22 protein-coding genes and 4 pseudogenes are annotated in these 26566 nt (G+C 72.5%); 13 read left to right on the top strand and 13 right to left on the bottom strand.

Annotation, left to right across the window (positions count from 1 at the left end):
- Window positions 1-40 precede the first annotated feature (40 nt).
- A pseudogene (locus ACGFYV_RS32150) lies at window positions 41-1208 on the bottom strand (acetyl-CoA acetyltransferase).
- 128 nt (window positions 1209-1336) lie between these two features.
- Here ACGFYV_RS32150 and ACGFYV_RS32145 point away from each other — a divergent pair.
- The 3 genes from ACGFYV_RS32145 to ACGFYV_RS32135 all read left to right on the top strand — a co-directional run bounded on the left by ACGFYV_RS32145 (window position 1337) and on the right by ACGFYV_RS32135 (window position 4181).
- Window positions 1337-2755, top strand: coding sequence for an acyl-CoA dehydrogenase family protein (locus ACGFYV_RS32145; RefSeq protein ID WP_393882038.1), 1419 nt, complete (start codon window positions 1337-1339; stop codon window positions 2753-2755).
- Window positions 2752-3240 carry a nitroreductase family deazaflavin-dependent oxidoreductase gene (locus tag ACGFYV_RS32140; protein ID WP_393882037.1) on the top strand — a complete coding sequence of 163 codons (489 nt, stop codon included), beginning with the start codon at window positions 2752-2754 and terminating at the stop codon, window positions 3238-3240. Before ACGFYV_RS32145 ends, ACGFYV_RS32140 begins: the two co-directional genes overlap by 4 nt.
- A gap of 380 nt (window positions 3241-3620) precedes the next feature.
- Window positions 3621-4181, top strand: a complete 561-nt coding sequence (locus ACGFYV_RS32135; RefSeq protein WP_393882036.1) for a GNAT family N-acetyltransferase — start codon at window positions 3621-3623, stop codon at window positions 4179-4181.
- A 91-nt stretch (window positions 4182-4272) separates the two neighbouring features.
- Here the strand turns inward: ACGFYV_RS32135 and ACGFYV_RS32130 are convergent.
- From ACGFYV_RS32130 to ACGFYV_RS32120, 3 genes and pseudogenes are all read right to left on the bottom strand, one after another.
- Window positions 4273-4461, bottom strand: a pseudogene (locus tag ACGFYV_RS32130) (helix-turn-helix domain-containing protein); the annotation flags it as partial.
- A 98-nt stretch (window positions 4462-4559) separates the two neighbouring features.
- On the bottom strand, window positions 4560-5198 hold the full coding sequence (locus ACGFYV_RS32125) for an HAD family hydrolase (protein ID WP_393882035.1): 639 nt from the start codon (window positions 5196-5198) through the stop codon (window positions 4560-4562).
- 90 nt (window positions 5199-5288) lie between these two features.
- A complete protein-coding gene (locus ACGFYV_RS32120; protein WP_393882034.1) occupies window positions 5289-6089 on the bottom strand; it encodes a LysE family translocator in 801 nt (266 codons plus the stop codon).
- 82 nt (window positions 6090-6171) lie between these two features.
- Between ACGFYV_RS32120 and ACGFYV_RS32115 the strand changes: the two genes are divergently transcribed.
- Window positions 6172-6624 (top strand): Lrp/AsnC family transcriptional regulator, encoded by a 453-nt coding sequence (locus ACGFYV_RS32115; protein ID WP_393882033.1) that lies wholly within the window; start codon window positions 6172-6174, stop codon window positions 6622-6624.
- A gap of 240 nt (window positions 6625-6864) precedes the next feature.
- Here the strand turns inward: ACGFYV_RS32115 and ACGFYV_RS32110 are convergent, their stop codons facing one another.
- A complete protein-coding gene (locus ACGFYV_RS32110) occupies window positions 6865-7500 on the bottom strand; it encodes a TetR family transcriptional regulator (RefSeq protein WP_393882057.1) in 636 nt (211 codons plus the stop codon).
- A 134-nt stretch (window positions 7501-7634) separates the two neighbouring features.
- On the opposite strand from ACGFYV_RS32110, the gene ACGFYV_RS32105 reads away from it, so the two are divergent.
- From ACGFYV_RS32105 to ACGFYV_RS32095, 3 genes are all read left to right on the top strand, one after another.
- The gene (locus ACGFYV_RS32105; RefSeq protein ID WP_393882032.1) at window positions 7635-8357 is read left to right on the top strand and encodes a VOC family protein; all 723 of its coding nucleotides are present in this window, start codon (window positions 7635-7637) and stop codon (window positions 8355-8357) included.
- A gap of 275 nt (window positions 8358-8632) precedes the next feature.
- Window positions 8633-10984 carry a PQQ-binding-like beta-propeller repeat protein gene (locus ACGFYV_RS32100; protein ID WP_393882031.1) on the top strand — a complete coding sequence of 784 codons (2352 nt, stop codon included), beginning with the start codon at window positions 8633-8635 and terminating at the stop codon, window positions 10982-10984.
- A 58-nt stretch (window positions 10985-11042) separates the two neighbouring features.
- Window positions 11043-11699 carry a hypothetical protein gene (locus ACGFYV_RS32095; protein ID WP_393882030.1) on the top strand — a complete coding sequence of 219 codons (657 nt, stop codon included), beginning with the start codon at window positions 11043-11045 and terminating at the stop codon, window positions 11697-11699.
- Between the two features lie 63 nt (window positions 11700-11762).
- Here ACGFYV_RS32095 and ACGFYV_RS32090 read toward each other — a convergent pair whose 3' ends face one another.
- The 3 genes from ACGFYV_RS32090 to ACGFYV_RS32080 are packed head-to-tail and all read right to left on the bottom strand — an operon-like array spanning window position 11763 to window position 14102.
- The gene (locus ACGFYV_RS32090; RefSeq protein WP_393882029.1) at window positions 11763-12536 is read right to left on the bottom strand and encodes an enoyl-CoA hydratase/isomerase family protein; all 774 of its coding nucleotides are present in this window, start codon (window positions 12534-12536) and stop codon (window positions 11763-11765) included.
- Entirely contained in the window at window positions 12533-12940 is a 408-nt protein-coding gene (locus ACGFYV_RS32085) for a Zn-ribbon domain-containing OB-fold protein (protein WP_393882028.1), read from the bottom strand. The genes ACGFYV_RS32090 and ACGFYV_RS32085 overlap by 4 nt, the downstream gene beginning before the upstream one ends.
- 7 nt (window positions 12941-12947) lie before the next feature.
- Entirely contained in the window at window positions 12948-14102 is a 1155-nt protein-coding gene (locus tag ACGFYV_RS32080; protein WP_393882027.1) for a lipid-transfer protein, read from the bottom strand.
- Window positions 14103-14195: 93 nt separating this feature from the next.
- Here ACGFYV_RS32080 and ACGFYV_RS32075 point away from each other — a divergent pair, with 93 nt between their 5' ends.
- Window positions 14196-15809 carry a FadD3 family acyl-CoA ligase gene (locus ACGFYV_RS32075; protein WP_393882026.1) on the top strand — a complete coding sequence of 538 codons (1614 nt, stop codon included), beginning with the start codon at window positions 14196-14198 and terminating at the stop codon, window positions 15807-15809.
- A gap of 299 nt (window positions 15810-16108) precedes the next feature.
- On the opposite strand, the gene ACGFYV_RS32070 is transcribed toward ACGFYV_RS32075, so the two are convergent.
- Both ACGFYV_RS32070 and ACGFYV_RS32065 read right to left on the bottom strand, forming a co-directional pair.
- Complete coding sequence (locus ACGFYV_RS32070; RefSeq protein ID WP_393882025.1) at window positions 16109-16324, bottom strand: hypothetical protein; 216 nt, start codon at window positions 16322-16324, stop codon at window positions 16109-16111.
- 204 nt (window positions 16325-16528) lie between these two features.
- Window positions 16529-19495, bottom strand: coding sequence for a BTAD domain-containing putative transcriptional regulator (locus tag ACGFYV_RS32065; RefSeq protein ID WP_393882024.1), 2967 nt, complete (start codon window positions 19493-19495; stop codon window positions 16529-16531).
- A 188-nt stretch (window positions 19496-19683) separates the two neighbouring features.
- Here ACGFYV_RS32065 and ACGFYV_RS32060 point away from each other — a divergent pair.
- The 3 genes and pseudogenes from ACGFYV_RS32060 to ACGFYV_RS32050 form a co-directional block, all read left to right on the top strand.
- Window positions 19684-20921 (top strand): annotated as a pseudogene (locus tag ACGFYV_RS32060) (amidohydrolase family protein).
- The gene (locus ACGFYV_RS32055; protein WP_393882023.1) at window positions 20918-21706 is read left to right on the top strand and encodes an LLM class F420-dependent oxidoreductase; all 789 of its coding nucleotides are present in this window, start codon (window positions 20918-20920) and stop codon (window positions 21704-21706) included. The pseudogene ACGFYV_RS32060 and the gene ACGFYV_RS32055 overlap by 4 nt, the downstream one beginning before the upstream one ends.
- A 278-nt stretch (window positions 21707-21984) precedes the next feature.
- A pseudogene (locus ACGFYV_RS32050) lies at window positions 21985-22233 on the top strand (aldehyde dehydrogenase family protein); the annotation flags it as partial.
- Window positions 22234-22253: 20 nt separating this feature from the next.
- On the opposite strand, the gene ACGFYV_RS32045 reads toward ACGFYV_RS32050, so the two are convergent.
- On the bottom strand, window positions 22254-22913 hold the full coding sequence (locus ACGFYV_RS32045) for a hypothetical protein (protein ID WP_393882022.1): 660 nt from the start codon (window positions 22911-22913) through the stop codon (window positions 22254-22256).
- Window positions 22914-23100: 187 nt separating this feature from the next.
- The gene (locus tag ACGFYV_RS32040; protein WP_393882021.1) at window positions 23101-23499 is read right to left on the bottom strand and encodes a nitroreductase/quinone reductase family protein; all 399 of its coding nucleotides are present in this window, start codon (window positions 23497-23499) and stop codon (window positions 23101-23103) included.
- A gap of 69 nt (window positions 23500-23568) precedes the next feature.
- Here ACGFYV_RS32040 and ACGFYV_RS32035 point away from each other — a divergent pair, with 69 nt between their 5' ends.
- A complete protein-coding gene (locus ACGFYV_RS32035) occupies window positions 23569-24099 on the top strand; it encodes a GNAT family N-acetyltransferase (protein WP_393882020.1) in 531 nt (176 codons plus the stop codon).
- Here the strand turns inward: ACGFYV_RS32035 and ACGFYV_RS32030 are convergent.
- On the bottom strand, window positions 24059-25420 hold the full coding sequence (locus tag ACGFYV_RS32030) for a CehA/McbA family metallohydrolase (RefSeq protein WP_393882019.1): 1362 nt from the start codon (window positions 25418-25420) through the stop codon (window positions 24059-24061). The genes ACGFYV_RS32035 and ACGFYV_RS32030 overlap by 41 nt on opposite strands.
- Before the next feature lie 154 nt (window positions 25421-25574).
- Here ACGFYV_RS32030 and ACGFYV_RS32025 point away from each other — a divergent pair, with 154 nt between their 5' ends.
- The gene (locus tag ACGFYV_RS32025; protein WP_393882018.1) at window positions 25575-26420 is read left to right on the top strand and encodes an LLM class F420-dependent oxidoreductase; all 846 of its coding nucleotides are present in this window, start codon (window positions 25575-25577) and stop codon (window positions 26418-26420) included.
- Window positions 26421-26566: the final 146 nt, after the last annotated feature.

The raw sequence follows: 26566 nt of genomic DNA, 5'->3' as shown, positions 1-26566 counted from the left end.
ATGACGGCTGAGCGCTCCGCCGGGCCGGTGATCGATCCGGTCACCGGCCCAGCACCACTGTCCCCGACGAGCAGAACCACCCGCCGGTCCCGGAGGCGACGCCGAGCCGCGGAAGCGCCCCGTCCGCCGTCCGTACCTGCCGCTGGCCGCCCTCGCCGCGCAGTTGTCGTACCGCCTCCACCAGCAGGAACAGCCCGCGCATCCCGGGATGCTGGGCCGACAGGCCGCCCCCGTCGGTGTTCACCGGCAGTTCCCCGCCGCGCACCAGCAGCCGGCCCTTCTCCACGAACGCCCCGCCCTCGCCCTTGGCGCAGAAGCCCAGGTCCTCCAGGGTCACCAGGGTCATGTAGGTGAAGGCGTCGTAGATCTCGGCGAAGTCGATCTCGGCCGGGCGCACCCCGGCCCGTTCGAAGGCGAGCCGGCCGCTGACCGCCGCCGGGGACCGTGAAGTCCTCCCACTCCGACATCGCCGCGTGCGAGACGTGCTCACCGGTGCCGAGGACCCAGACCGGGGCGGTACGGCAGTCCCGCACGTACTCCTCGGCCGCCAGCAGCACCGCCGCGCCGCCGTCCGAGCGGATGCAGCAGTGCAGTTTGGTGAAGGGGTCGGCGATCATCGGTCCGGACAGGACGTCGTCGACCGTGACCGGGTCGCGGAACATCGCGTCCGGGTTCAGTGCCGCGTTGGCTCTGGCCTGCACGGCGACCTCGGCCAACTGCTCGACGGTCGTGCCGTGTTCGACCATGTGCCGGCGGGCCGCCATCGCGTACTTGGCGATCAGGGTGTGGCCGTAGGGGACCTCGAACTGGAGGGGGCCGCGCGCGCCGAAGGAGAGGTTCCCGGTTCTGCGGCCCGCCTTGATGTCCGCGCGGGCCGTCGAGCCGTAGACCAGCAGGACGGCGTTCGCGTGGCCCGCGGCGATCGCGTCCGCCGCGTGGGCCGCCATCACCTCCCAGGTGGAGCCGCCGACGGAGGTGGAGTCCACCCAGGTGGGGCGCAGACCCAGGTACTCGGCCACCTCCACCGGGGCCAGCGTGCCGAGACCCGCCGAGGCGAAGCCGTCCACGACGGACCGGTCCAGGCCCGCGTCCGCGAGGGCGCGGCGCGCGGCCTGGGCGTGCAGGGTGTACGGCGTCGCGTCGTCCACCCGGCCGCAGTCCGAGAGGGCCACCCCCACCACGGTGACTTTCCGGCTCCCTGAGGTCATGAATCTGACGGTACATCAGATCAGGTGGGGTGCGGCAGGCGTCGCACCCCTGTGCCTCACCGCGCTCTCGTCTTAATATGACGGTCCGTCAGATCCGTTCGGAGGGACGAGCGTCGAAGGGAATGGCCATGGACACGCGCCTGACCGCCGAGCAGGAGGGGATCCGCCGCACCCTGCGCGAGCTGCTGAGCAGACGCTGCGGCGCCGAGGAGGTGCGGGCCGCCGTCGAGAGCCCCGGCGGTCACGACCCCGCCCTGTGGTCCGCCCTCGCCGGGCGCCTCGGACTGCCGGGCCTCGCACTCCCCGAGGAGTACGGCGGGGCCGGCTGCTCGGTCACCGAACTCGCCCTCGCCTGCGAGGAGATGGGGCGAGCGCTCGCCCCCACCCCGCTGACCGCCACCTCCGTCCTCGCCGCCCCGCTGCTCCTCGCCCTCGGCACCGACGCCCAGCGCGCCGACCTGCTGCCCCGCATCGCCGCCGGCACCCTCACCGCCACCCTCGCCGTCCCCGGGCCCGCGCTCACCACCACGCTGGCCCTCACCGGCGACAACGACGGCGAGTGGGCCGGCGGCGGCCGGGCGGGCGGCGTACAGGCCCGGCAGACGGAGGACGGGTGGCGGCTGTACGGGCAGGTCGACCAGGTGCTCGACGGGCACAGCGCCGGACTGCTCGTCGTCGCCGCGCACACGGGAGGGTTCGCGCGGTCCCGGATCCTGCTGTTCCTGGTGGCGGGGGACGCGCCCGGAGTCGTACGGAGGCGGCGCACCGCACTTGACAGTACGCGGGGGCAGGGGTGTGTGCAGTTGCGGGAGGTGGGTGCGGAGGTGTTGGGCGCAGGCGCAGGCGCAGGCGCTGGCTCAGGCAGGACGGACTCGCTGTCCGCGCTCGCCGCGCTCGCCGCGCTCGGCGACACCGTCGCGGCCGTGCTCGCGGCGGAGGCCGTGGGGGCGGCGGAACGGGTGCTGGAGCGGACCGTCGAGTACGTCGGACAGCGGGAGCAGTTCGGGCGGCCCATCGGGTCGTTCCAGGCCGTGAAGCATCGGCTCGCGGACGTGTATGTGGCGGTGCAGGCGGCTCGTTCGGCCGCGTACTACGCCGCGTGGGAGGCGTCTTGCCGCGGTGCCTCGGCCTCGCCGTCACCCTCGGGGGTGCTCCCACCCGCACCACCCACGCGGCGCTCATCGCCAGGTGCGGGTGGCCCCCGCGATGCGACCCCGCCGTCGGCGTCTCCCGGCCCGGCGCCGTCCCCGGCCCCGACGCCGCTCGAACGGAGGCGGGGGGAAGGGGCCGACGGGATCAGGCAGGGGGAGGCGCACGCGGAGCGGAGTGGTGGGCTCGCGCTTGCGCAGGCGTTGGAGACGTTGCGGCTCGCGGCGGGGGAGGCGATCCAGTTGCACGGGGGGATCGGGTTCACCTGGGAGCACGAGGCTCACCTGTATTTCAAGCGGGCGGCCAGGGACGAGCTGCTGTTCGGGCCCGTGCACCGGCTGCGGGACCGGGCGGCCGAGCGGTCCGGGCTGTTCGCGCGCGGGGAGGTGGCGGTGTGAGAAGCGACGCCGGCGTGCGGTTCGTGCAGCGGCTGTCCTCCACGCGCGGCTTCGCCAAGGTCGCCCCGCATGTGATTCCGGCCCTCGACCGGGCCGTCCACCGGCTCACCCGGGGCCGGTACCTGCTCAGCACCCAACTGCTGCCCGGAGTGATCCTCACCGCCACCGGAGCGAAGAGCGGGCTGCCCCGCCGTACCCCCCTCGCCTGCATGCCGGAGACGGACGGTCACGGCTGGCTCCTGGTCGGCTCCAACTTCGGCCGCACCGAACACCCCGCCTGGACCCACAACCTCCTCACCCACCCGAACGCCTCGATCAGCTGGAAGGGCCAGGACATCCCCGTCACCGCGCGACTGCTCGCAGGGGAGGAACGGTCGGCGGCCTGGAAAGCACTGCTGACGTTCTGGCCGCCGTACGCCGGCTACCAGGCACGCGTGGAACGAGAGATCAGGGTCTTCCGGCTGACGGTAACGACAACCCCCTAGGGCATCTGCCACAGGAGAGGCGGACGAGCGGGGCCGGTCCCGGCAATCAGCGGGTGAGGATCCAGCGTGCTCCGCCGGGCAGGTGCCGGACGTGGGCGCGGCCGTCGGGCTCGTCATGTCGACGCTCCCTTGCCGGTTCGAGCGTTGCCCATGCCCGGGGCCGTGCTCGCGGTCGACGTGGAGGCGGACGATGCTCACTCGGCGGTCGGCGACCGTGGGAGTGAGCGAGTGTTTGTACGCACGTCTTTGGGCACCGGCGCACCAGGGTTTCGTGGCTCCACCGCGTGCCAAGTTGATCTGGCTTTACCGGCATGCCACGGCAGTTCGGGCGGGGTTCCGGCTGGTCTGCTCAGCGCGTCCTGCTCGTGATCGAATAGGGGATGACCTCGTTCTGGACTGGTAAGCGGGTACGTCTGCGCGGTATCGAGCCTGAGGACTGGACGGCGTTCATGGGTTTCGCCGTCGACGAGGAGCGGTTGGGAGACCTGTTGCGTCCGCCTCGGTCTGCCGAGGGGTTCCGCGCCTGGGCGAAGGAACAGGCCGTCGCGAAGTCCGACGGCGACTGCTTCAGCTTGGCCATCGAAGCCTTGGACACGGGGCAGATCGTCGGGGCTGTCGGCTCGCACCAGGCAGATCCGCGTGCGGGGCGGTTCGAGTACGGCATCACGATGGGGGCTGAGCACCGACGCAAGGGCTACGCGGCACAAGCCGTGGTGATGCTGCTGCGATTCATGTTCGCCGAGCGGCGGTACCACAAGTGCGAGGCGCGGATCTTCGGGCACAACGAGGCATCGCTTGCATTGCATCGCCGTCTCGGCTTCGCCGAGGAGGGGCGTCTACGCGATCACGTGTTCCTCGCCGGACGGCACCATGACCTGGTCGTGATGGGCATACTCGCTGACGAGTTCGCGCAGTTGTACTCGATGAACGAACTTGCGTGAATGCCGGGGCCTCCGCAGCAGAGTGAGACCGCTTCAACCCGCTCGGCGATGAGCCCACGTCGGAGTGAATGAGTTGGGCCGACGGGTCGACGCCGAGCGCGTCGGCGATGGCCTGAAGAGTGGCGTCGGTGACACCCCGCTCGCCGCGCTCGATCTTGCGGATCGTGCCCAGGGCGACGCAGGCAGCGGTGGCCAGTTCGGCCTGGGTCATCTTGGGCCGGACGACGCTGCGGTAGTAGGCGATACGCCGGCCTGCTCCACCATCGGTGTTCGCGGGCATCGGTCTCCGTTCGGACATCCGCACCGAACGGTACTCGCGTCACAGGCCGCGCGTGCTCGAAGCGGCTCCGCCAACATGCCCGGTTTGCTTCGCTGTTGTCACCGGACAATCCCTACCAGGTCCATGAGTCCGTTGATCCGCCAGTCTGCGGCAGCAACCGTTTCGGGCGCGTCGGCCCAAAGATGCCCCCAGGGACCGCGACGAATGTGCGCGGTGCGCAGCCCCGCCGCCTTGGCCGGGAAGAGGTCGTTCGCAGGGTGGTCTCCGACGTACACCGTCGCGTTCGCGGACGCTTGCGCCACATCCAGCACCCGCTGGAAGAACCCCGGCTGTGGTTTGGCCACGCCCCACTCGCCTGATGTGACGATCAGGTCTGCGGGCAGGTCGAGCGCGCGCAACAGGTCGCCGGCGCGAGCGGTCTGATTGCCCGCGACGACTACCCGCACCCCCGCCTCACGCATTGCGCGCAGGGCCGGACGGACGTCGTCGTACAGGTCACCCTCGTCCAGGTCCTCACCACAGCCGGCCTCTTCCCGGGCGCGGTATTCGGCCGCGACGTCGATACCGGGGCGCACGAGCCTCAGAGCCTCCGCGTTGTCCCGGCCCTGAGCGACGACGGCGCCGACGAGTGCGGGCAGGGTATGGCGGGGAACGCGCAACCAGTCCGCCCACGAAGCCCAGTACCGGTCGTCCCGGGTGATGGTCTCGCCGACGTCGAGTACAACGGTTTCGATCACGCGGTGGAGCGTACGGGGCCTGGTGAGGGCGTCACCGTGTGAGCCGGATGCTGCGCGGCTGCCAGGGGCCAGGGGCCAGGGTTCGCGGAGCTACATCGTCGCCAGGCGCTCCACCAGCAGCACCGCCCCGACCCCCAGCATCGCCGCCCCCGACGTCCGCGTCACCGCCCGCGCCGCGGCCGGCCTCGCGGAGAGCAGCGCACGCGACAACGTGCCGACGGTGAGGTAGACGGCGGCGCAGCAGGCCATGTGGAGCAGGCCGAGTGCCGCCGTCTGGGCGGGGACGGGCAGGTGGGTGCCGTGGAGGGTGAGGAACTGGGGCAGCACGGAGAGGTAGAGCAGCAGGCCCTTGGGGTTCAGGCCGCTGATCGTGGCGCCGCGCAGGAAGAGGCGGGCGTCCGCACCCGAGGCCTCATGGGCCGCCCCCAGGTCCGAGGCCTTATGGGCCGCACCCGGGGTCGCGAGCGCCGCCCCCGAGATCTCGTTCGCCGCACCCGGGGCCGCAAGTGCCGCACCGGGGGCCGCAAGCACCGCACCCGGGGCCGTAAGCGCCCCATCCGGAGTCTCCTCCGGCGCACCCGCGGCATCGGCCCCCGCCCCCACCCCCGGCACCCCCGGCCGCCGCAGCACGCCCCACCCCAGCCACAGCAGATACCCCGCGCCCGCCACCGTCAGTGCCGTCAGGAGTTTCGGTGAGCCCGCCACCAGGATCGCGAGGCCTGCCGTCGCCAGTGCCGTGTGCAGGGCGTAGCCCGAGACCAGGCCCGCGACCGCGCGCGGGATCGAGTGGCCGCGCAGGGTGGTCGTGATGACGTACGCCCAGTCGGCGCCCGGCACGCACACCAGCAGCAGGTCGACGGCGAGGAAGGAGAAGAGCAGTCCCGAGTCCATGAAGGCGACATTAGGCGCGAATGGGCCGAAGGTGTTCCCGAAGTTTGCCCGTGATCGGGGATTCTGGGGAAGGATCTGCTTCATGGACGACGTGGACCGGAAAATTCTTGCCGAGCTGCAGCAGGACGGGCGGCTGACCGTGACCGAGCTGGCCGCCCGGGTGCGGCTCAGTGTCTCGCCGTGTCACCGGCGGCTGCGCGAGCTGGAGCGCTCCGGTGCCATCCAGGGGTACCGGGCGGTGGTGGACGCGACCGCCCTCGGGCTGAACTTCGAGGCGCTGGTCTTCGTCTCCATGCGGCAGGAGGACCGGGAGACGGTCGCCGAGTTCGAGCGGGCGGTCGGCGAGCTGGACCATGTGCTGGACGCACAGCGGCTGTTCGGCGAGCCCGACTATCTGCTGCGCGTGGCCACCGCCGACCTCGCCGCGTTCCAGCGGCTCTACGACGACCGGCTCGCGACCCTGCCGGGGGTGCAGCGGCTCACCTCGACGCTGGTGATGAAGCACGTCGTGAAGGACCGGCCGTTGCCGGCGTGAACCCGCGCCGAGCGCCTGCGTATGCGCGCCCGAGCCGCCCGTCCGCGTATGCCCGTCCGCGTATGCGCGACCGTCCGGGAGGCCGTACGGTTCTCCTTCGCCGCCCGCCCGCGTACACGTAAGCGCACCCCCGTAAGCGCACCTGCGTACCCGCCCCCCACAGCAGCGCAGGCGGCGGTTCACGAAGGGTGAACCGCCGCCTGCCAGACAGGACGTGCGCCCGGGTGCTGCCCCGGGGCGTTATCTCGTCGGCTTCTTGCCGGTCACACCCAGATGCACCAACAGCGCCAGGTTCGGCTTGAGTTCGGCCTGCTTCACGCCCCAGGTCTGGAAACCCTTCTGGTGCGCGGCCACGGCCGCGAGCATGGCGACCAGTGAACCCGCGACGGCCGCCGGGTTCACGTCCTTGTCGACCCGGCCCTTGGCCTGCAACTCGGCGATGGCGTCCGACAGGGAGTTGTTCACCGAGTTAAGGATCTTCATGCGGATCTTGTAGAACCGTTTGTCCCCCTCGGCGGCGCCGAGGTCGACCACGCGCAGGATCGCGTCGTTCTTCCGCCAGAACTCCAGGAATCCGTCCACCAGTTCCTGCGAGGTCTGCCATCCGGCCTTGCCGACCCAGGCACGCCCTTCGAGCAGCTCGGTCAACCCGGCGCCCTCGGCGGCCATTTGCTCGGCGATCTCCAGGACGGCACCTTCGACGTCCGGGAAGTACTGGTAGAAGGTCGCGGGCGAAGTCCCCGCCTTCCGGGCGACATCGATGACCTTGACGTCCCGGTAGGGGGAGGAGCTGAGCATCTCGCTGAGGCAGTCGAGCAGCTTCTGCCGGGTCGCCTGCCCACGCCGGCCGGCCACGCGGCCGTCGACGGTACGCACTTGTCCTGTCATGCCGTCAGCTTACCGAGGGGTGATGGGAGCGCGATTCGGCCGACTGCAAATGGGGTGCACGGGGGAGCGGAGGATGGTGTGGCTGGTCTGCGCGCTGCGCGCGACCCCGCTACTTTGGCGACATGGCCGAAAACAGGGCATCGGTGTACGGAGAGGGCGTCCCGTGCTGGGTGGACGCCCAGCTGTCCGACGTCGAGGCGGGCAAACGGTTCTACGGTGAACTTTTCGGGTGGACCTTCGAGACCGCCTTCGGCACCTCCGTGCTGGCCCGGCTCGACGGCGAGCCCGTCGCGACGCTGGCCCAGAAGGCGGACGGGCGGCTGCCCACCGTCTGGACGGTGTACTTCGCCACCCCGGACGCCGCGGCGCTCACCCGGCGGATCACGGCGGCGGGCGGACAGGTCGTGATGGCGCCCACGGGCGTGGAGGACCTGGGCACCGTCGCCCTCGCCGCCGACCCCGGAAGGGCGGTGTTCGGGCTGTGGCAGCCCGGCACCCACCCGGGCTTCGGGCGCCGGCACGCGCCGGGCACCTTCGCCTGGGTGGAGCTCTACACCCGCGACACCGCCGCCGCGAACACCTTCTACGGCGATCTCTTCCACGAAGCCCTGTTCGGCGAGGGCGCCGAGCCCGACTTCGGCCGCGCCGACGTCGGTGACGTCTTCGCGGCGGAGATGCCCCCGCACTTCCTCACCCACTTCCGGGTCGCGGACCTGGACGACGCCCTCGGGGCCGTCCAGCGGCTCGGTGGCCGGATCCAGGTGCCACCCTTCGAGACGTCGTACGGGCGGGTGGCCGTCGTCACCGACAATCAGGGGGCGTCCTTCGCGCTGCTGCGGCGCTGAGGGGCGCTGAGGGGCGCTGAGGGGCGCCACCACAGCGCCACCACAGCGCCGCAGCAGCGAGAAGGCGGCGTCACGGATGCGCCGCCGCGGCGACCACGGCAGTGAAATGACCGTATTCGCCATGAGACACCCCGATTCGTCGCCGGGTTCGCAACCGGCCGCCCGGCCAGGAAGAATCGGGGTGCGTGCCGCCATGGCGGTGCGGTGGTGAGACGCTGCACTTCGGTCGCGTCCATTCGGTGGTGGCGCGGCTCGTACGGGGAGGTGGCAGGCAAGTGGTGGATCAGCTGACACAGCACGATCCGCGGCGGATCGGGCCGTTCGAGGTGCTCGGCCGGCTGGGGGCCGGCGGCATGGGGCTGGTCTATCTCGCCCGGTCGGCGTCCGGCCGGCGCGTGGCGATCAAGACGGTCCGCACCGAGCTGGCCGAGGACCAGCTCTTCCGGGTCCGCTTCACCCGCGAGGTGGAGGCGGCCCGCGCGGTCTCCGGCTTCTACACGGCCGCCGTGGTCGACGCCGACCCGCGTGCGGCGGTGCCCTGGCTCGCCACCGCGTACGTCCCCGCGCCCTCCCTCGAAGAGATAGTGAACGACTGCGGGCCGCTCCCGGCCCAGGCCGTGCGCTGGCTCGCGGCGGGCGTGGCGGAGGCCCTCCAGTCCATCCACGGCGCGGGCCTGGTCCACCGCGACCTCAAGCCGTCCAACGTGCTCGTGGTCGAGGACGGCCCCCGGGTGATCGACTTCGGGATCGCCTCCGGTGTTTCGAACACCCGTTTGACGATGACGAACGTCGCCGTCGGCACCCCCGCCTACATGTCCCCCGAGCAGGCCAAGGACTCCCGCAGCGTCACCGGCGCCAGCGACGTCTTCTCGCTCGGCTCCATGCTGGTCTTCGCCGCCACCGGCCACCCGCCCTTCCACGGCGCCAACCCGGTCGAGACGGTCTTCATGCTGCTGCGCGAGGGCCCGGACCTCACCGGCCTCCCGGACGAGCTGCGCCCGCTCATCGAGGTCTGCATGCAGATGGAGGCGACCGGCCGGCCCAGCCCCGCCGACCTCCAGGCCCAGCTCGCCCCGCACCTCTTCGGCTCCGGCTCCGACGACAGCGGCACCGCGTCCGCCTGGCTGCCCGAGAAGGCCGTCGCCCTCATCGAGGGCCGCCGCGGCGGACGCCCGCCCGTGAAGCTCGCCCCCACCACCCCCGGCCCGCGCAGCGGCGGCCGTCCGGCGATGCCCCCGCCGCCCTCCTACGACCCCGCACCCGTCGGCGTCGGCGTCGGTGCCGCGCCCGACACCGGCCCGGTCCGCCTGGCCGGCGCCCAGGTGCCCATCGGCCCGGGACCGCGCGTCGCCGACGCCCGTGCCGCCGCCGTGAAGGCGCCCCCGCCCGAGGCCGGCCTGGTCGCCAACTGGTCCCGCCCGCGCCCCGGCGTCAACGGCACGGATCCCGCCGTGGGTCCCGCCGTGCCGCCCGCCCCGGCGGCGCCCCCGGAGCCCGCCGGCTGGCGCCCCTGGCGCTTCCGCATGTCCAACGACGTCTGGGGCACCCCGTCGGTCGACGGCGACCTCGTCTACGTCACCTCCTTCGAGGTGCACGCCCTCGACGTGGCGACCGGCCGGCGCCGCTTCAAGACCCGCGACGTCGCCTGGTCCATGGCCGTCGCCGACGGCCGTATCCACGCCTCCGACGGCCCCACCCTCTTCGCCCTGGACGCCCGCGAGGGCACCGACCTGTGGCGGCTGTCCACGGACGCCTGGGTCTACTCCCTCAAGGCCGACCGCGGCACCGTCGTCACCGGCACCCGCGGCGGCGGCGTCCAGGCCTGGGAGGCGTCCGGCGGCCAGAAGCTGTGGGAGATCTCCGGCTGCCAGACCGACTTCGAGTCCCCCGAGGCAGGACCCGCCGTCCACGACGGCACCGTGTACGTCTGGCAGGACGCCAGGCTGCGCGCCCTGGAGGCCCGTACCGGCGAGGAGCGCTGGTCGTACCCCATCGGCGACGCGGCCTCCTGCGGCGGCGTCCCGGTCCGCGTCACCCCGGCCCCCGACGGCTACGTCTACATCGCCGCCGGGACCCGCGTCCTCGCCGTCGACGTGGCGAGCGGCAGGGTGCGCTGGCACTTCGAGGCCCCCGCGGTCTTCCTGTGCCCGCCCGCCTTCGCCCCGGGCCCCGCGGTCGCCGGCGGCGGCATCTACCTCGCCGACTACCTCGGCACGGTCTACGCCCTCGACGCCACCGACGGCCGCGACCGCTGGCGCATCGCCACCGAGTCCCGCGCCTCCACCGACCCCGTGCTGGTCGCGGGCGGCCACGTCCACGTCGGCAGCGGCAAGGGCCTGTACACGCTGGACGCGGTCACCGGCACCCCCAAGTGGCGCTTCCAGGCCGGCGGCGACGTCGTGGGCGCCCCCTCGGTCGCCGAGGGCCGCATCCACTTCGGCTCCACCGACCACCTGCTGTACACGCTGAAGGCCGACGACGGCCGGCTGCGCTGGAAGCTCGCCACCGGCGGCGAGATCACCGGCTCCCCGGTCGTCAAGGACGGGGTGGTGTACGCGTGCAGCAAGGACCGCTGCGTGTACGCGCTGGACGCGGAGAAGGGGACGGGTACCGCGCGCACGACGTGAGCGCGGGTTTGCTGCCGCACGCCTGCGAACACCCTTGCGTCCCCGATAGTGTGACGACATGAAAAATCGGGGGCGCAGAATCAGGTTCACGGCGGTGCTGGCACTTGTGGTGCTGGCCCTGACCGGCTTCTCACGGCACGGACACAGCAGCCGGCACGGCAGTGGCAGCGACGGAGGGGGCTGCGGCAGCTCGCACTCGGACCACGACACCTCGTCGTCGTCCTCGTCGTCCGGGGGCTCGTACAGCTCGGGCGGCTCGTACGACAGCTCGGGCGGCTCGTACACGTCGGGCGGCTCCTCGTACACCTCCGGCGGCTCCTCGTACGGATCCGACGACGACAGCGACAGCGGCTACGGCAGCAGCACCACAGGCGGCTACACCCGCCGCCCCACGCACCGCACCACCTCCACCCCCTCCGCCGGCGGCACCGGCACGGGGCTCAAGGACGGCAAGGCCCGGCTGATCAGCTGCGCGACCAGCAAGAAGCCGTACGCGACCGTCGAGATCACCAACCCCAACAGCCGCGACGCCTACTTCCAGGTCTGGGTCACCTTCTACGACGCCCAGGGCAGCGCACTCCTCGTGACCTCCGCCGAGGACCTGCCGGTGTCCGCGCACGGCACGAAGACCGCCCAGGTGTCCATCGACGACCGCAGCCTCCTTGCCTCCATCGACCACTGCCAGGCCGACCCGAAGGCCGACGTCACGCCGTAGGGCCTGCTCCCGGCGCAACCGCAACTCCCGGCGCCGCCGGAACTCCTGGCGCAACCACGACTCCTAGCGCAGCCGGAACTCCTGCCGCCGTCCGCCGAACAGCTCCGCCTGGCGGTCGGCCGGCAGGTTCCCGAGTGCGATGAGATGCGGAGCCTGTGCGTACGCCTGCGCGAGGCCCGCCTCCCGGGCCGCCCACAGCGCGCGCACGGTCCCCTGCACGCCCTCCGCCGGATACCCGGCGATGACGGCGGCACAGCGCGTCGCCGCCTCCAACGCCCCGCCAGGACCGGCCAGTTCGGACACGAGCCCGATGGCGTGGGCGCGCCGCGCGGAGAGCCGTTCCGCGCTGCCCATGAGCATCATCCGCGCGACCTTGCCGTACGGCATGCGGCCGGCCATGAGCATCGACTCGTAGGCGCTGACCATGCCGTACGTGGTGTGCGGGTCGAAGAACGTCGCCGTGGCGTCGGCGACGACGAAGTCGCTCTCGCCCAGCAGATAGAAGGCCCCGCCGCAGGCCATGCCGCGCACGGCGGCCACCACAGGCTTCCACAGGCCGCACGCCTTCGGCCCGACGGCGAGCAGCGGATCGTCCTGCATGTACGGCGACGACGGCTGCGGTACGACGTGGTCCCGGTCGATGCCCGTGCAGAAGGCCCGCTCCCCGCTCGCGGTGAGCACGACGGCCCGTACGGAGTCGTCGAACCTCAACCGCCCCCACACCTCGCCGAGTTCCCGGATCATCTCCGCGTCGATCGCGTTGAGCCGCTCGGGCCGGTTCAGGGTGACGACGGCGACGCCGCTGTCCTCGTCGGCGGACACGAGGAGCGCGCTCACGCCGGCACCCACTGCGGCAGCCCGTCGCAGAAGACCACCCGCACCCGGGCGCCGATCCTGACGCGCCCGGGATCGAAGGAGCCGAGCGGTGCCCCGGCCCGGGGCACCAGATTGCCCACCAGCCGGATCCGGGGCGCGTCCTCCAGCTCCACGACGACCACGTTGTACGGCGCCTGCTCCGCGTAGCCGGGCAGCAGCGGCGGATGCGGCACCACGTACGACCACACGCGCCCACGCCCCGACACCGGCCGCCACTCGCACCCGAAGGACTGGCAGTGCGGGCAGCAGGGGCGGGGCGGGAAACGGAACTCACCGCAGTCGGCACAGGCCTGGACGCGCAGTTCGCCGGCGGCGGCGTACTCCCAGAAGGGGGCGCCGTCCGCGTCGGTGACGGGGGTCAGCACGACGGGCTCAACTCCTCAGCACAAGGGCGGAGGTGGGGACACCCTCGCCGGCGGTGACCAGACAGGTGGCGGCGCCCGGGACCTGCGCGGTACTGGTGCCGCGCAGCTGCCGCACCCCCTCGTTGATCAGGTTGAAGCCGTGCACATACGCCTCGGAGAGCCCGCCGCCCCCGGTGTTGACCGGCAGCCGCCCCCCGATCTCCAGGGCGCCCTGCTCGGTGAAGGACCCGCCCTCGCCGCGCCCGCAGAAGCCGTACCCCTCCAGCGACAGGGGGATCAGCGCCGTGAACGCGTCGTAGATCTGCGCCACGTCCACGTCCTCGGGCGTGAGGTCGGCGTGCTTCCACAGATGCCGGGCGGCGCTCCAGGCCGGGCCGGTCAGGGGGTCGTCGTTCCAGTAGTTGACCATGCCGTGGTGCTGGGCGGGCAGCGCCTGGGCGGTGGAGTGGACGTAGACGGGCGCCTGCCGGCAGTCCCGGGCCCGCTCCCGGCCGACGATCACACACGCCAACGCCCCGTCGGTCTCCAGGCAGTTGTCGAAGAGGCAGAGAGGCTCGCTGATCCACCGGGAGGTCATGTACATCTCGCGGGTGAGCGGGCGTTCGTACATCACGGCGGCGGGGTTCTGGTTGGCCCGGTTGCGGCAGGCGAGGGCGACGTTGAACAGGTGGTCGCGGGTGGCGCCGTACTCGTGCATGTACCGGCGCGCCAGCATCGCGATCTCGTCGGCGGGCCGGAGCAGTCCGAAGGGCCGGGTCCACTGGGCCGGAGTGGGCAGATGGACGGCCGTGTTCGTCCACGGCCGGGCCCCGCTGCCCCGCTTCCGCGACCGCCAGGCCACCCCGACGGACGCCTGTCCGGAGGCGATGGCCGCGGCGAGGTGGGCGACGGTCGCGCAGGACCCGCCGCCCCCGAACCCCACCTTGCTGAAGAAGGTCAGGTCCCCGAACCCGACCGCCTTGGCCAGCTCGACCTCGTCCGTCTCCTCCATCGTGTAGGAGGCGACGGCGTCGACCTCACCGGGCGCGATCCCGGCGTCGTCCAGCGCGGCGAGCACGGCACGGCACGCGAGCGTCTTCTCGTCCTCCGGGAGCCGCTTGGCGAAGGGAGTCTGCCCGATCCCGACGATGGCGGTCGCGTCCTTCAAACCGGGTCCGGCCATGCCGCATCCACCCACCCCTCCTGTGCTGACAGATCGTCAGGTTACCGCTAATCTGACGGTCAGTCAGCTACGCGTGCATGGGGGAGGCCTGCTGTGAACGACTGGGGCACCGTTCCTCGCCTGGTCCGATGGGCTGCCGAGCGGTACGCCGACGCCGAGGCGGTGGTGGACGGCCGCACGCGGATCACGTACGCCGGACTCGGCGCCCGCATCGAGCGTGCTGCCGCCGCCTGCCTGGCGAACGGCGTCCGGCCCGGCGACCGGGTGGCCGTCTGGGCCCCCAACTCCCTTGACTGGATGGTCGCGGCACTGGGCGCGGTGACGGCGGGCGCGGTCCTGGTGCCGCTCAACACCCGCTTCAAGGGCGCCGAGGCGGCGGACGTGCTGCGCAGGAGCGGGGCCCGGTTGCTGTTCGTGACGGGCACGTTCCTCGGCACGTCGTACGTCGCCTCGCTCCGGCGAGCGGCCGGGGACGGCGTTCTGTCCGAGGACGGCGTCCTGTCCGGCCCGGCCCCGCTGCCCGGACTGCCGGCCCTGGAGCAGGTCGTGGTCCTCTCGGACGACGCCCCGGCGGACTTCCTCACGTGGAAGGACTTCCTGGCGACGGGGGAGGGGGTGTCCGGGCCGGAAGTCCGTGCCCGAGCGGACGAGTTGGAGGGCACCGACCTATCCGACATCATCTTCACCTCGGGGACGACCGGTTGCCCCAAGGGCGCGATGATCACCCACGCCCAGACCCTGACCGACTACGCGATCTGGGCCGACCTGGCGGGCCTGCGCAGCACGGACCGCTACCTCATCGTCAACCCCTTCTTCCACACCTTCGGCTACAAGGCCGGTGTGATCGCCTGCCTGATGCGCGGGGCGACGATGATCCCGCAGCCGGTGTTCAACGTGGACACGGCGCTGGCGAACATCGCGGCCGAGCGGGTCTCGGTCCTCCCCGGCCCGCCGACCCTCCACCAGTCCCTCCTGGACCACCCCGCCCGCGCCGCACACGACCTCTCCGCCCTGCGCCTGGTGGTGACCGGCGCGGCGGTCGTGCCGTTGCGGCTGGTGGAGCGCCTGCACGGCGAACTCGGCATCGACACCGTCCTCACCGCCTACGGCCTCTCCGAGGCGAGCGGCTTCGTCACGATGTGCCGCCGCGGCGACGACCCGTCCGTCATCGCCACCACCTCCGGCCGGGCGATCCCGGGTACGGAGGTGGAGGTGATCGCCGCCGACGGCACCCCGGCACCGCCCGGCACCCCCGGTGAGGTCCGCGTCCGGGGCTTCAACGTCATGCGCGGCTACTTCGAGGACCCGGCGGCCACCGCGGAGACGATCTCCGAGGACGGCTGGCTCGGCACCGGCGACATCGGCGTGCTGGACGAGGCCGGCAACCTCCGTATCACCGACCGCCTGAAGGACATGTTCATCGTCGGCGGCTTCAACGCGTACCCGGCCGAGATAGAGCAACTCCTCGGCGTGCACCCGGACGTGGCGGACGTGGCCGTGATCGGCGTCCCGGACGCGCGGCTCGGCGAGGTCGGCAGAGCGTTCGTGGTGCGCAGGCCCGGCTCGGTCCTCACCGGAGACGACCTGATCGCCTGGTCCCGCCGCGAGATGGCCAACTACAAGGTGCCGAGGACAGTGGAGTTCATGGGCGAACTGCCACGGAACGCGAGCGGGAAGGTGATGAAGGGGGAGCTGCGGGGGCGGTGAGCGGCGGTGGTTCGATGCCGGCGCCGGGCCGATGCCGGCGGCGGGCCGATGCCGGCGGCGGGCCGGGGCCGATAGCAGGCCGGGGCCGGTCGCGCCGGCCGGGCACGCCGCGGCCGCGGCGGCTCCCCCTCGGCGCCGCCGCGGCCGGTTCCCCCGTCGGCCGGAAAGTTCCAGTCCCCCGTCGGCCGGAAAGTTCCAGTCCCCCGTCGGCCGGAAAGTTCCAGTCCCCCGTCGGCCGGAAAGTTCCGTTCCCCCCGTCGGCCGGGAAGGCCGGTTCCCCCGTCGGGCGGAAAGGCCGGTCAGGCCTTCTCGTCCGTGGCGTGGCTGTTGTCCGGTGTGGCGATGCCGCCGGTCTTGCCGGCGCCCAGGGTGGTGACGGGCTTGATCGGCTCGCTGGTGGCGTGGCTGTTCAGGGTGGTGACGGGCTTGATGGGCTCGCTGGTGGCGTGGCTGTTCAGCGTGGTCACCTCGTCGGCCGAGATCTCCGCGTGGTCGGTCTTCTTGGCGTCGCTCATGACTGCTCCCCTGATGTTTCTGTGCGTTGGGTCGGAAAGGCCCACCCGGCAGCTCCCCCGAGGGCTGCCGGGCGGGCATTTCTGGGCCGGTACACCATAAAGTGCGGCCACTTGACGTCCGTTCTGCCCCCCAGCGCGACGGATCGACACCACTGATGGTGCCGTGTGGCGATAAACGAACGATGAACGCGCGGCGGCCCGCCCTCAGGCGACCGCGTGCGGTTCGAGCAGCGCCCGCACCTCGTCCGCCTCCGGCGTGCCCAGCGCCTCGAAGATGCCCAGGGCCTCTTGAAGACAGACCTGCGCGCGACCGCTCTGCCCGATGCCGCCCAGGGCCCGCCCGAGTGCCGTGAGCACCTGGCCGCGCCGCCATTCGCCGCCGATCCCCCGCAGGAGGGTCAGCGCCGACTCCGCGTACGTCGCCGCCTGGGCGAGGCGCAGGGCGGCGAGGTCGACCTCGGCGAGGCGGAAGAGCGTCATGCCCTCCCACAGGCGCTGCCGGCTGTCCCGGAACACCTCGTGGGCCTCCTGGAGGCGTTCGGCGGCCTGGTCGAGCTGCCCGCTCTGGGTGAGCGCGAGGCCGAGCGCGTAGCGCCCGTTGGCGCCCTTGAACGCGTGGCCCATGTCGTCGTACATGTCCGTGCCCTGCTGGGCCAGGGACACCGCGCTGGCGGTACGGCCCATCGCCAGGTGGATCCGCGAGAGGTTGCACAGGGCGCTGGCCTCGCCGGGCCGGTCCCCGGCGGAGCGGAAGCTCTCGATGGCCCGGGTCAGATGCCGCTCACCGGCCTCGTGCCGGCCCTGGTAGAGCGAGATGATCCCGACCATGTTGGACGCCCAGCACTGGGGCAGGGGGTCCCCCGCCAGCTCGGCCAGCCGTATGGCCTCGACCGCCTCTTCGTCCGCCAGCTCGAAACGGCCGGACAGGTGGTGGCCGTTGGCCAGCGTCACCAGGGCGCGGGCCTGCGCCTGCCGGTCGCCCAGGGCCTCGGCCGCCGCGCGGACGGCGCTTCCGGTCGCCTCGTACTCCCGGGAGTTGGCCCCCGACTCGGCCAGGTCGATCGCGGCCCACAGCAGGTCCACCGCGCGCCTGAGCTGATCGGGCCCGGTCGACTGGCGTACGCACGCGAGCAGGCAGACGGCCTCCGCGTACAGCCAGTCCTGGGCCCGGTGCCGTTCCTCGAAGGACAGCCCGGGGTACTGCGTCGGCTCCAGGTGATCGACCAGCCGGTCGCCCGGACGCTCGATCAGGTAGCCGCCCGCCGCGGTCGCCAGATAGAAGTCCAGCAGCCGCGACAGCGCCGACCCCCGCTCGCTCTGCGGGTGTTCGTCGCGCTCGGCGCACGCACGCGCGTAGAGGCGTACGAGGTCGTGGAAGCGGTAGCGGCCGGGGGCGGCGGATTCCAGCAGGGAGGTGTCGACCAGGGACTCCAGGAGGTCCTCCGTGTCCTCCTGGGGGAGGTCGAGGATCGCCGCGGCGGCGGCCAGGGAGATGTCGGGGCCGTCGGCCAGGCCCAGCAGGCGGAACGCGCGGGCCTGGGCCGGTTCGAGCTGGCCGTAGCCCAGTTCGAAGGTGGCCTTCACGGCGAGGTCGCCGGCCTGCAGCTCGTCCAGCCTGCGCCGTTCGTCGGCCAGTTTGGCGGCCAGGACCGCGACCGTCCAGGTGCGGCGGGACGCCAGGCGGGAGGCGGCGATGCGGATGGCCAGGGGCAGGAAGCCGCAGGCGGCGACGACGTCGAGGGCGGCCTCGCGTTCGGCGGTCACCCGCTCCCGGCCCACGATCTTCGTGAACAGCGCCAGGGCCTCGTCCGGGGACATGACGTCCAGGTCCACGAGGTGGGCCCCGGCCAGGTCGACCATCCGGACGCGGGAGGTGACCAGCGCCGCGCAGCCCTCGGTGCCGGGGAGCAGCGGTCGTACCTGGGCGGCGTCCTTCGCGTTGTCCAGCAGGACCAGGACCCGCCGGCCGTCCAGCACCGAGCGGTACAGGGCCGCCCGTTCCTCCATCGAGTCGGGGATCGCGGAGTCGGCCGTGCCCAGGGCGCGCAGGAACGAGCCGAGGACCGTCTCCGGTTCGGCGGGGCGGGGGCCGGCGCCCTGGAGGTCGACGTAGAGCTGGCCGTCCGGGAAGGCGGTGCGGGCCCGGTGGGCGACGTGGACCGCCAGGGTCGTCTTGCCGACGCCGCCGATGCCGGCCAGCGCGGACACGGCCATGACGCTGCCCTCCGCCTCCGACGCCGAGGCCAGGACGTCGCTCAGCTCGGACACGAAGGAGGCGCGGCCCGTGAAGTCGGGCACCGAGGCGGGGAGCTGGGCGGGGCGCACCTGGACCACGGGCGGTTCCGCCGCCGGCGCGGAGGGCTCCGCGAGGGCAGGGTCCGCCCGAAGGATGCGCTGTTGCAGCTCGCGCAGGCCGGCACGCGGGTCCACGCCGAGTTCCACGTCGAGCAGCCGGCGGGTGTCGGCGTAGACCGCCAGCGCCTCCGCCTGGCGTCCGCTGCGGTACAGGGCCAGCATCAGCAGCTCGCGCAGCCGCTCCCGCAGGGGGTGCGCGGCCGTCAGGGCCGTCAGCTCCGAGACCGACTCCGCGTGGCAGCCCTGTTCGAGGTCCATGTCGAGGCGGGACTCCAGCAGTTGGAGCCGCCACTCCTCCAGGCGGACGCGCTGCGCCTCGGCGTAGGGGCCGGGGACACCGGCGAGGGGCTCGCCGTCCCACAGGTCCAGGGCCTGGCCGAGCACCGAACGGGCCCGGCACAGATCACCCGACCCGCGCGCCTTCTCCGCCTCGCCCGCCAGGTCCTGCGCCACCGCGAGGTCGAGCGCGCCCTCGTCCAGGCCGCGCACCGCGTATCCGCCGGACTCGCTGACCAGGACCCCGGGGTCCAGGATCTTGCGCAGCCGGGACGCGTACGTCCGCAGCGCCGCCAGCGCCTGCGACGGCGGCTCGGGGCCCCACAGGGCGTCGATCAGCTCCGGCGCCGTCGCCGTACGGCCCTCGCGCAGCAGCAGGGCGGCCAGCAGGGCGCGCTGCTGCGGGGAGCCGGTGTTGAGCGGCTCCCCGTCGCGCCAGGCCCGCACCGGGCCGAGCACGCTGAAACCGGACGCGGCCGGTTCCGCGACAGCCTCGGTGCCCGCGCGCCGCTGCCGAGGTACACGCGGCCCACCGTCCATCCGTTCGCCCCCTAGGCATTCCGAACAACTCCGTCAGTTTGCCTTGTTCACGCCGGTTGCGTCAGCCGTCGGAGACGCCGATCACACGGCGGCGTACGGGAGTGCACAAGGCCCACACACCCTCTCCGCACGCGGAACCCCCGAAACAATAGCTGACGGACCGTCAGATCGGCGCTACCGTGAGGCCCATGGAGACCTCGACGACAGCGTCCTTTCCCCTGATCATCTCGGTCGACGACCACACCGTTGAGCCCCCGGTGTGTGGCAGGACCGGCTTCCCCGGCGGTACCTGGACACCGGTCCGCGCATCGTCCGCGCGCCGCTGAAGGAAATGACCTTCCTGGGCGGGCGGTTCAAGCCCGTCATGGGCGAGCCGGGCGACGACGGCCCGCTCGGCGACTGGTGGGTCTACGAGGACCTGCGCCGCCCCCTCACCCGCCTCGACACCGCCGTCGGCTACGGCAGGGACGACATCAAGCTGGAGGTCATCACGTACGAGCAGATGCGACCGGGCTCGTACGACGTCCCGCAGCGCCTCGCCGACATGGACGTCAACCATGTCCAGTCCGCCCTGTGCTTCCCCACCTTCCCCCGCTTCTGCGGCCAGACCTTCACCGAGGCCCGGGACAGGGAGCTGGGCCTGCTGTGCGTGCGCGCCTACAACGACTGGATGGTCGAGGAGTGGTGCGGCCCGGCGGCGCGGGGCCGGCTGATCCCCCTCACCATCGTCCCGCTGTGGGACGCCGAGCTGGCGGCGGCGGAGGTGCGGCGCAACGCCGGACGCGGCGTGCGGGCCGTCGCGTTCTCCGAGATACCCCCGCACCTGGGCCTGCCGTCCGTCCACGGCGACGACTGGGACCCGTTCCTCGCGGCCTGCGACGAGACCGGCACGGTCGTCGCCATGCACATCGGCTCCAGCAGCCGGATGCCCTCCACCTCCGCCGACGCCCCGCCCGCCGTCGGCTCCACCATCACCTTCGCCAACTGCTGCTTCTCGATGGTCGACTGGCTGATGAGCGGCAAGTTCGAGCGCTTTTCGAACCTGCGGATCATGTACGCCGAGGGGCAGATCGGCTGGATCCCGTACATCCTGGAACGCGCGGACGTGGTCTGGGAGGAGAACCGGGGCTGGGGCGGCGTCGCCGACAAGGTCCACCGGCCGCCGTCCGAACTGTTCGCCGGCCACGTCTACGGCTGCTTCTTCGACGACGCCTTCGGCCTGAGGAATCTCGACTCCATCGGCGTCGGCAACGTCCTGTACGAGACCGACTACCCCCACTCCGACTCCACCTGGCCGAAGTCCAGGGAGGTCGGCGAGTCCCAGATGGGGCATCTGGCGCCGGACGTGGTCGAGCGGATCGTGCGCGGGAACGCGATCGAGCTGCTGGGGCTGACCCCGGAGGGACTGTGGCAGGGCTCCCGATGAGCCCCGCCGCCCAGAGCCTCGCGTACGGCATCCAGCTGCCCGTCCAGTCCCAGAGCACCCTCTACACCGAGGACTGGGAGACCTCCGCCGGGCCCGCCGACCTGGTCGAGATCGCGCGGGCCGTGGACCGGGCCGGGTTCGACTACCTCGCCTCCTGCGACCACGTCGGTGTCCCGCACCGGCTGGCCGCGGCGATGAGCACGGTCTGGTACGACCCGGTCGCCACCCTCGCCCACCTCGCCGCCGTGACCGAACGCGTACGGCTGCTCAGCCACGTGGCCGTCGTCGGACTGCGCCACCCCCTGCTCACCGCCAAGCAGTACGCCACCCTCGACCGGCTGTCCGGCGGACGGCTGATCCTGGGCGTGGGGGCCGGGCACGTGCGGGAGGAGTTCGAGGCGCTGGGCGTGGACTTCGAGCGGCGCGGGGCCGTCCTCGACGAGACGATCGACGCGCTGCGGGCCGCCCTCGGACCCGAGGAGTTCCCCGAACACCACGGCAAGCTCTTCGACTTCGAGGGACTCGGCCAGCGCCCCCGCCCCGCACAGGACCACGTCCCCCTCTGGGTGGGCGGCTCCTCCCCCGCCGCCGTGCGCCGCGCCGCGCTCAAGGGCGACGGCTGGCTGCCGCAGGGCGATCCCCGGGACCGGCTGCCCGCCCGGATCGAGAAGCTGCGGCGCGTCCGCGAGGAAGCGGGCATCGCCGAGCCCTGCACGATCGGCGCCATCACCGGGCAGCCGTTCGTGATCGACGGGGGGTGGCTGGCGGGGGTCGGCATCGCCTGAGCCGCCCCCGGCCGCAGCTATCTGACTGCCCATCAGCTATTGACGCTCGATGCGGCCGGTGCGACAGTCGGCGCAGACAGGACCTGACGATGTGTCAGATGACGTGAGGACGGTGAACCGCCGTGGAATTCGGGCTCTTCGTACAGGGATACGTGGGCAAGCGCGCCGAGACCGACCCGCTGGCCGAGCACAAGGCGCTGATGGAGGAGACCGAGTACGTCATCCAGGCGGACAAGTCCGGCTTCAAGTACGCCTCGGCCTCCGAGCACCACTTCCTGGAGGACGAGGGCGTGGCCCTCGCCAACGACTCCGAGTACGGCCTGATCGACTACGTCTGGTCGGGCGACGTGGCCCGCGCCTTCCGCGTCGCCCGCCGCCTGCGCGCCGGCGGTGTCGGCGTCAACACGGTCGGCCGCTACATGGAGGCCCCCTTCGGCGGCTTCAAGCGCAGCGGAGTCGGCCGCGACGTCGGCTCGTACGCGCTCCACGCGTACAGCGAACTCCAGGCGATCGTCTGGCCGGGGTGACCGGCGCCTGCCTCTCCCCTTTACTGCGGCGGCGGACCGCCGTAGGGCGCCTGCTGGCCGTACTGCGGAGGCTGCGGCGGCCCCCCGTACTGCGGAGGCTGCGGCGGCCAGTACTGCTGCTGGGAGCCCGGCGGGAGGTAGACGACCTGGCCGGGGGACGGCTCGTGGCGTACGAAGCCCGCTGCCTGGAGATGGGTGCCGGCCTTCCTGTGGCGAAGGAGGTTGACCCAGATGCCGACGCCGACCAGGACGACCAGGACGTACAGATAGCCGAGGGCGAGAACCGGAGACTCGCCCAGGAAGCTGAGCGAGCGGAGCGACGCCAGGACGAGGACCACCGCCAGGATCGGCAGCCGTCTCAGCAGCGCGGCCTTGCCGGTCAGGTCGAACAGGACGCGCTTCTTGTCGAGTTCCAGCGTCTGCGGCGGGATCCCGGGCACCTGCGGTGCGTACGGCCAGTACTGCGCGGCGCGTGCCTGTGCCTGCGGGCTGAGGTCGGGGATGAAGCGCAGCTTGATGGAGAAGACCTCCTGCCGGGCCCCGGCGTACTGGTAGCCGAACAGCTCCGCGGTGGACACCAGCGTCGCGAGCCGCTTCATCAGCGACATCGTGGTCGTGAACTCGAACGGCATGCCCCGGCGCATGTGGTCGACCAACTGGACTGTCTGGCGATCTGCCATGCGTCCTCCAACCCCCCTCGATAAGCGCGCCCTGCGCTGCCGCACCCCGCGCTGTGGCCATCATCCAGAAGGGGCAGCCTGGCCAGCCGCGGCGCCCAGGCCACCCCTCGTGCGCCCTGTACGCGTACAGCGAGGTGCGGGCGATCGCGGGCCGGCCCGAGGGCCTGCCTCCTCGGCGACGGCGGCCTCAGCCCTCCAGATCCACCCGCACGGTCAGCAGATCGATCCCGAACGCCCGTACCGCCGCGCTGTTGAACCGGGGCAGGGTGCGCAGACGGGCCACGGCGTCGTCCTCCGGGAGCAGGTGCGCGGTGCCGTGGTGCCAGCGGCCGGCGATACGGACGCGCACCTTCGGGTCGGCCTGGATGTTGCGCACGTACTGCGACTTGTAGCCGAACTCGGACACCAGCCAGAAGGAGTCACCGACCCGCCGCCCGCCCACCGGCGTCTGCCGCGGCAGCCCGGACGTGCGGCCGGTCGTCTCCAGCAGCACCTGGAACGGCAGGCGCCGGTTGAGCGGGTTGGCGACGTGCCGCTGGAAGCGGGTGACGACGCGGTGCTTGAACTCGCCGGAGCGGGACGACATGGGGGCGCGGCCTCCTGCATGCTGGGTGGTTCGAGGGATCGAACAGTGCGATGGGGAGACGGTACGCCCGTGCGAGTCACGTCCGCGGAAACGATGGACACCGAGCGGCTGACATTGCTGCCGCTACGGGTCGAGCACGCGGAGGAGATGGCCGGCGTGCTGGCCGACCCCGCCCTGCACACCTTCATCGGCGGCTCCCCGGAGCCGGTGGAGGCCCTGCGCGCCCGCTACGCCCGCGTCACCTCGGGCTCGCCCGACCCGGCCGTCACCTGGCTGAACTGGGTGATCCGGCTGCGGGACGAGGACCGCCTGACGGGCACCGTCCAGGCCACGCTGAAGGGCGGCACGGCCGAGATCGCCTGGGTGACCGGGCTGCCCTGGCAGGGGCGGGGCATCGCCTCCGAGGCGGCACGGGCGCTGGTCGGATGGCTGCGCACCCAGGCGGTGCACACGGTCGTCGCCCATGTCCACCCCGACCATCACGCCTCCGCCGCCATCGCCACCCGCGCGGGACTCACCCCCACCGACGACGAGCGGGACGGCGAGACCCGCTGGCAGCTCACGCTCCCGCGGCCCGTCCCAGGAACACCGGGTTCGTGAACGCGGCCATCGTGCCCGGCACCGGACCCAGCGCCGCTTCGTGGCGCAGTTCCGCCCGTACGTAGGCCGCGCGCGCCGGTGTCGTACGCCACTCGACCACGCCCGCGCCCGACACCGGCAGCGGACCGCTCGTGAGCAGGACGCCCTGGTCCGTCACGAGGCGGGCCGTGCACCGGTGGGCGCCGGAGACCTCAAGACGCACGGTCACCGGGGTGTCCTCGGGGACCGCGAGCCGCTCGCCGATCCCGGCCCGCCGGCCGTCGTCGGCGGTCGCGGTGAAGGCGAGGTTCACGTGCCGGGACTCGGCCACGTACGAGCGGCCCGCGCGCAGACCGGCCAGGACCGCGTCCCGGGAGAGGCTGTCGGCGAGGACGACCGTCTGGGGCAGGCCGACGACGTCGGGGGCCCGGTGGGCGTCGCTGTTGCCCATGGCCGGGAGCCAGGACCCGTCCTGCCGTGCGGACACGACGAGCCGCGCGTCCCAGGTCGCCAGGCTCGTCTCGTCGTCGGGGGTCCAGGGCCCGTTCCACACCTCGACCGCGTCCGCCTGCGCGAACCCGAACTTCCAGGAACAGCCGACGCAGGAGCCGTACGGGTGAGCCGGTACGACCAGCCCCCCGGCCCGCCGGATCTCCCGGGCGAAGTGCCCCCAGCGGTTGTCCCGGGCCCGGTAGCGCCAGTCGACGAACGTGCCGGGGTCGGTGCCGACGGCCAGCACGTGCCCGTTCCTGGTCGTGACCTCCTCGCCCAGCAGCACGAGCAGGTCCTCGCCCGCCGCGTCCGCCCAGTGGGCGTGGGACGCGTTCGTGTTGTGCTCCGAACTGTTGACGAAGTCCAGCCCCGCCGCCCGCGCCAGCGCCGCGATCTCACCCGGCGTACGGCGCCCGTCGGAGTGCCAGGAGTGCAGATGGCAGTCCCCTCGGTACCAGCCCCGCCCCCGCCCGCCGACCCCGGACGGCGGATACACCGGCGCCGGTGTATCCCCGCTCTCCCCGGGTACGAGCGTCACCGTCACCTCGTACGCCAGCCCCTCCGGCGCCACCGTGTAAGGGCCCAGCACGATGTGCCAGGTCCCGGCGTTCAGCGGGCCGGGGAGATACCCGGGGGTCGCCTCGTCCGCCCGTACGGAGAACTCCGTACGGGCGCCCCCTGACCACCCCCGGAACCCCCGCTCGTCGAAGAGCCCGATGTCGAGCGCGTTGCCGCTGCGCCGGTCGTAGGTGTAGGAGACGCGCAACTCGCCGGTGCCGGGCGGCATTTCGACGGGGAGATACACGTAGTCCGGCGATCCGGGAGCCAGGGTGCCGCGCAACGTCGTCACACGTCCACGTTAGAACCCCGTGGGGGCGCGGGGCAGTATCCATGTGCGGCTCCGCCGCGCGGGCGCGACAAGCCACAACGACGCCCCACAATCGGCTCTCCAATTCCGACCAGTCGGTATCGACAGTGGGGCCGACACCGGCTACAGATACCCCATGCGCATCTCCGTCACGATCTTCCTGACCGACGAGACCATCGCCCCCGTCCCCCTCGCCCGCGAACTCGAGCAGCGCGGCTTCGCCGGCCTCTACCTTCCCGAGCACACCCACATCCCCGTCGAGCGCACCACCCCGTACCCCGCCGGAGGCGACCTGCCCCGCGAGTACGGCCGTACCCTCGACCCCTTCGTCGCCCTCGCCCAGGCCGCCGCCGTCACCGAGCGTCTCGGGCTCGGCACCGGCATCACGCTGGTCGCCCAGCACGACCCCATCGCCCTCGCCAAGCAGATCGCCACCCTCGACCACCTCTCCGAGGGCCGTCTCACGCTCGGCCTCGGCTTCGGCTGGAACGTGGAGGAGGCCGCCGACCACGGTGTGGACTGGCGGACGCGCCGGGACCTGGTCCGGGACCGGATGCGGCTGATGCAGGCGCTGTGGACGCCGGAACCGACGTCCTACGACGGCGAGTTCGGCAGCGTACGGGCGAGCTTCGCCCACCCCAAGCCGGCGCAGAAGCCGCGCGGCCCGGTCACCGGTCCGCGCACGCTCGTCGGCGGGGCGGCCGGGCCGAAGCTGTTCGCGCAGATCGCCGAGTACGCCGACGGCTGGCTGCCCATCGGCGGCCGGGGCCTCGGCGAGTCCCTGCCGGTGCTGCGCGCGGTCTGGGCCGACGCGGGCCGGGATCCGGCGGCCCTCCAGATCGTCCCGTACGCGGTCCTGCCGGCCCCGGGCAAACTCGCGCACTACGCCGAACTGGGCATCGACGAGGTCGTCCTCCAACTGCCGCCGGCGGGGGAGCCGGAGGTGCTGCGCGTGCTGGACGCGTACGCCGAGTACATGTAAGCAATGGGGCGCGACTCCATGTAAGCAATGGGGCGCGACTACATGGAGGCAAGGGGGCGCGACCAGCCACAACGCGCCCGCGCCCGGAAACGCGCGGCACCCCCCGAGCCCGAACTGCCGAACCGGCGGAGCCATATGCTCGGAGG

The sequence above is a fragment of the Streptomyces sp. NPDC048297 genome, from assembly GCF_043201585.1.
Lineage (GTDB): Bacteria > Actinomycetota > Actinomycetes > Streptomycetales > Streptomycetaceae > Streptomyces.
This window is presented reverse-complemented; position numbering and strand designations above follow the sequence as displayed.

Coding starts and splice junctions, on each gene's coding strand:
- ACGFYV_RS32080 (WP_393882027.1), bottom strand. CDS start 14,102: ATGGCCGGACCCGGTTTGAAGGACGCGACCGCCATCGTCGGGATCGGG.
- ACGFYV_RS32115 (WP_393882033.1), top strand. CDS start 6,172: ATGGACGACGTGGACCGGAAAATTCTTGCCGAGCTGCAGCAGGACGGG.
- ACGFYV_RS32065 (WP_393882024.1), bottom strand. CDS start 19,495: ATGGACGGTGGGCCGCGTGTACCTCGGCAGCGGCGCGCGGGCACCGAG.
- ACGFYV_RS32120 (WP_393882034.1), bottom strand. CDS start 6,089: ATGGACTCGGGACTGCTCTTCTCCTTCCTCGCCGTCGACCTGCTGCTG.
- ACGFYV_RS32025 (WP_393882018.1), top strand. CDS start 25,575: ATGCGCATCTCCGTCACGATCTTCCTGACCGACGAGACCATCGCCCCC.
- ACGFYV_RS32145 (WP_393882038.1), top strand. CDS start 1,337: ATGGACACGCGCCTGACCGCCGAGCAGGAGGGGATCCGCCGCACCCTG.
- ACGFYV_RS32055 (WP_393882023.1), top strand. CDS start 20,918: ATGAGCCCCGCCGCCCAGAGCCTCGCGTACGGCATCCAGCTGCCCGTC.
- ACGFYV_RS32040 (WP_393882021.1), bottom strand. CDS start 23,499: ATGTCGTCCCGCTCCGGCGAGTTCAAGCACCGCGTCGTCACCCGCTTC.
- ACGFYV_RS32045 (WP_393882022.1), bottom strand. CDS start 22,913: ATGGCAGATCGCCAGACAGTCCAGTTGGTCGACCACATGCGCCGGGGC.
- ACGFYV_RS32095 (WP_393882030.1), top strand. CDS start 11,043: ATGAAAAATCGGGGGCGCAGAATCAGGTTCACGGCGGTGCTGGCACTT.
- ACGFYV_RS32070 (WP_393882025.1), bottom strand. CDS start 16,324: ATGAGCGACGCCAAGAAGACCGACCACGCGGAGATCTCGGCCGACGAG.
- ACGFYV_RS32135 (WP_393882036.1), top strand. CDS start 3,621: ATGACCTCGTTCTGGACTGGTAAGCGGGTACGTCTGCGCGGTATCGAG.
- ACGFYV_RS32105 (WP_393882032.1), top strand. CDS start 7,635: ATGGCCGAAAACAGGGCATCGGTGTACGGAGAGGGCGTCCCGTGCTGG.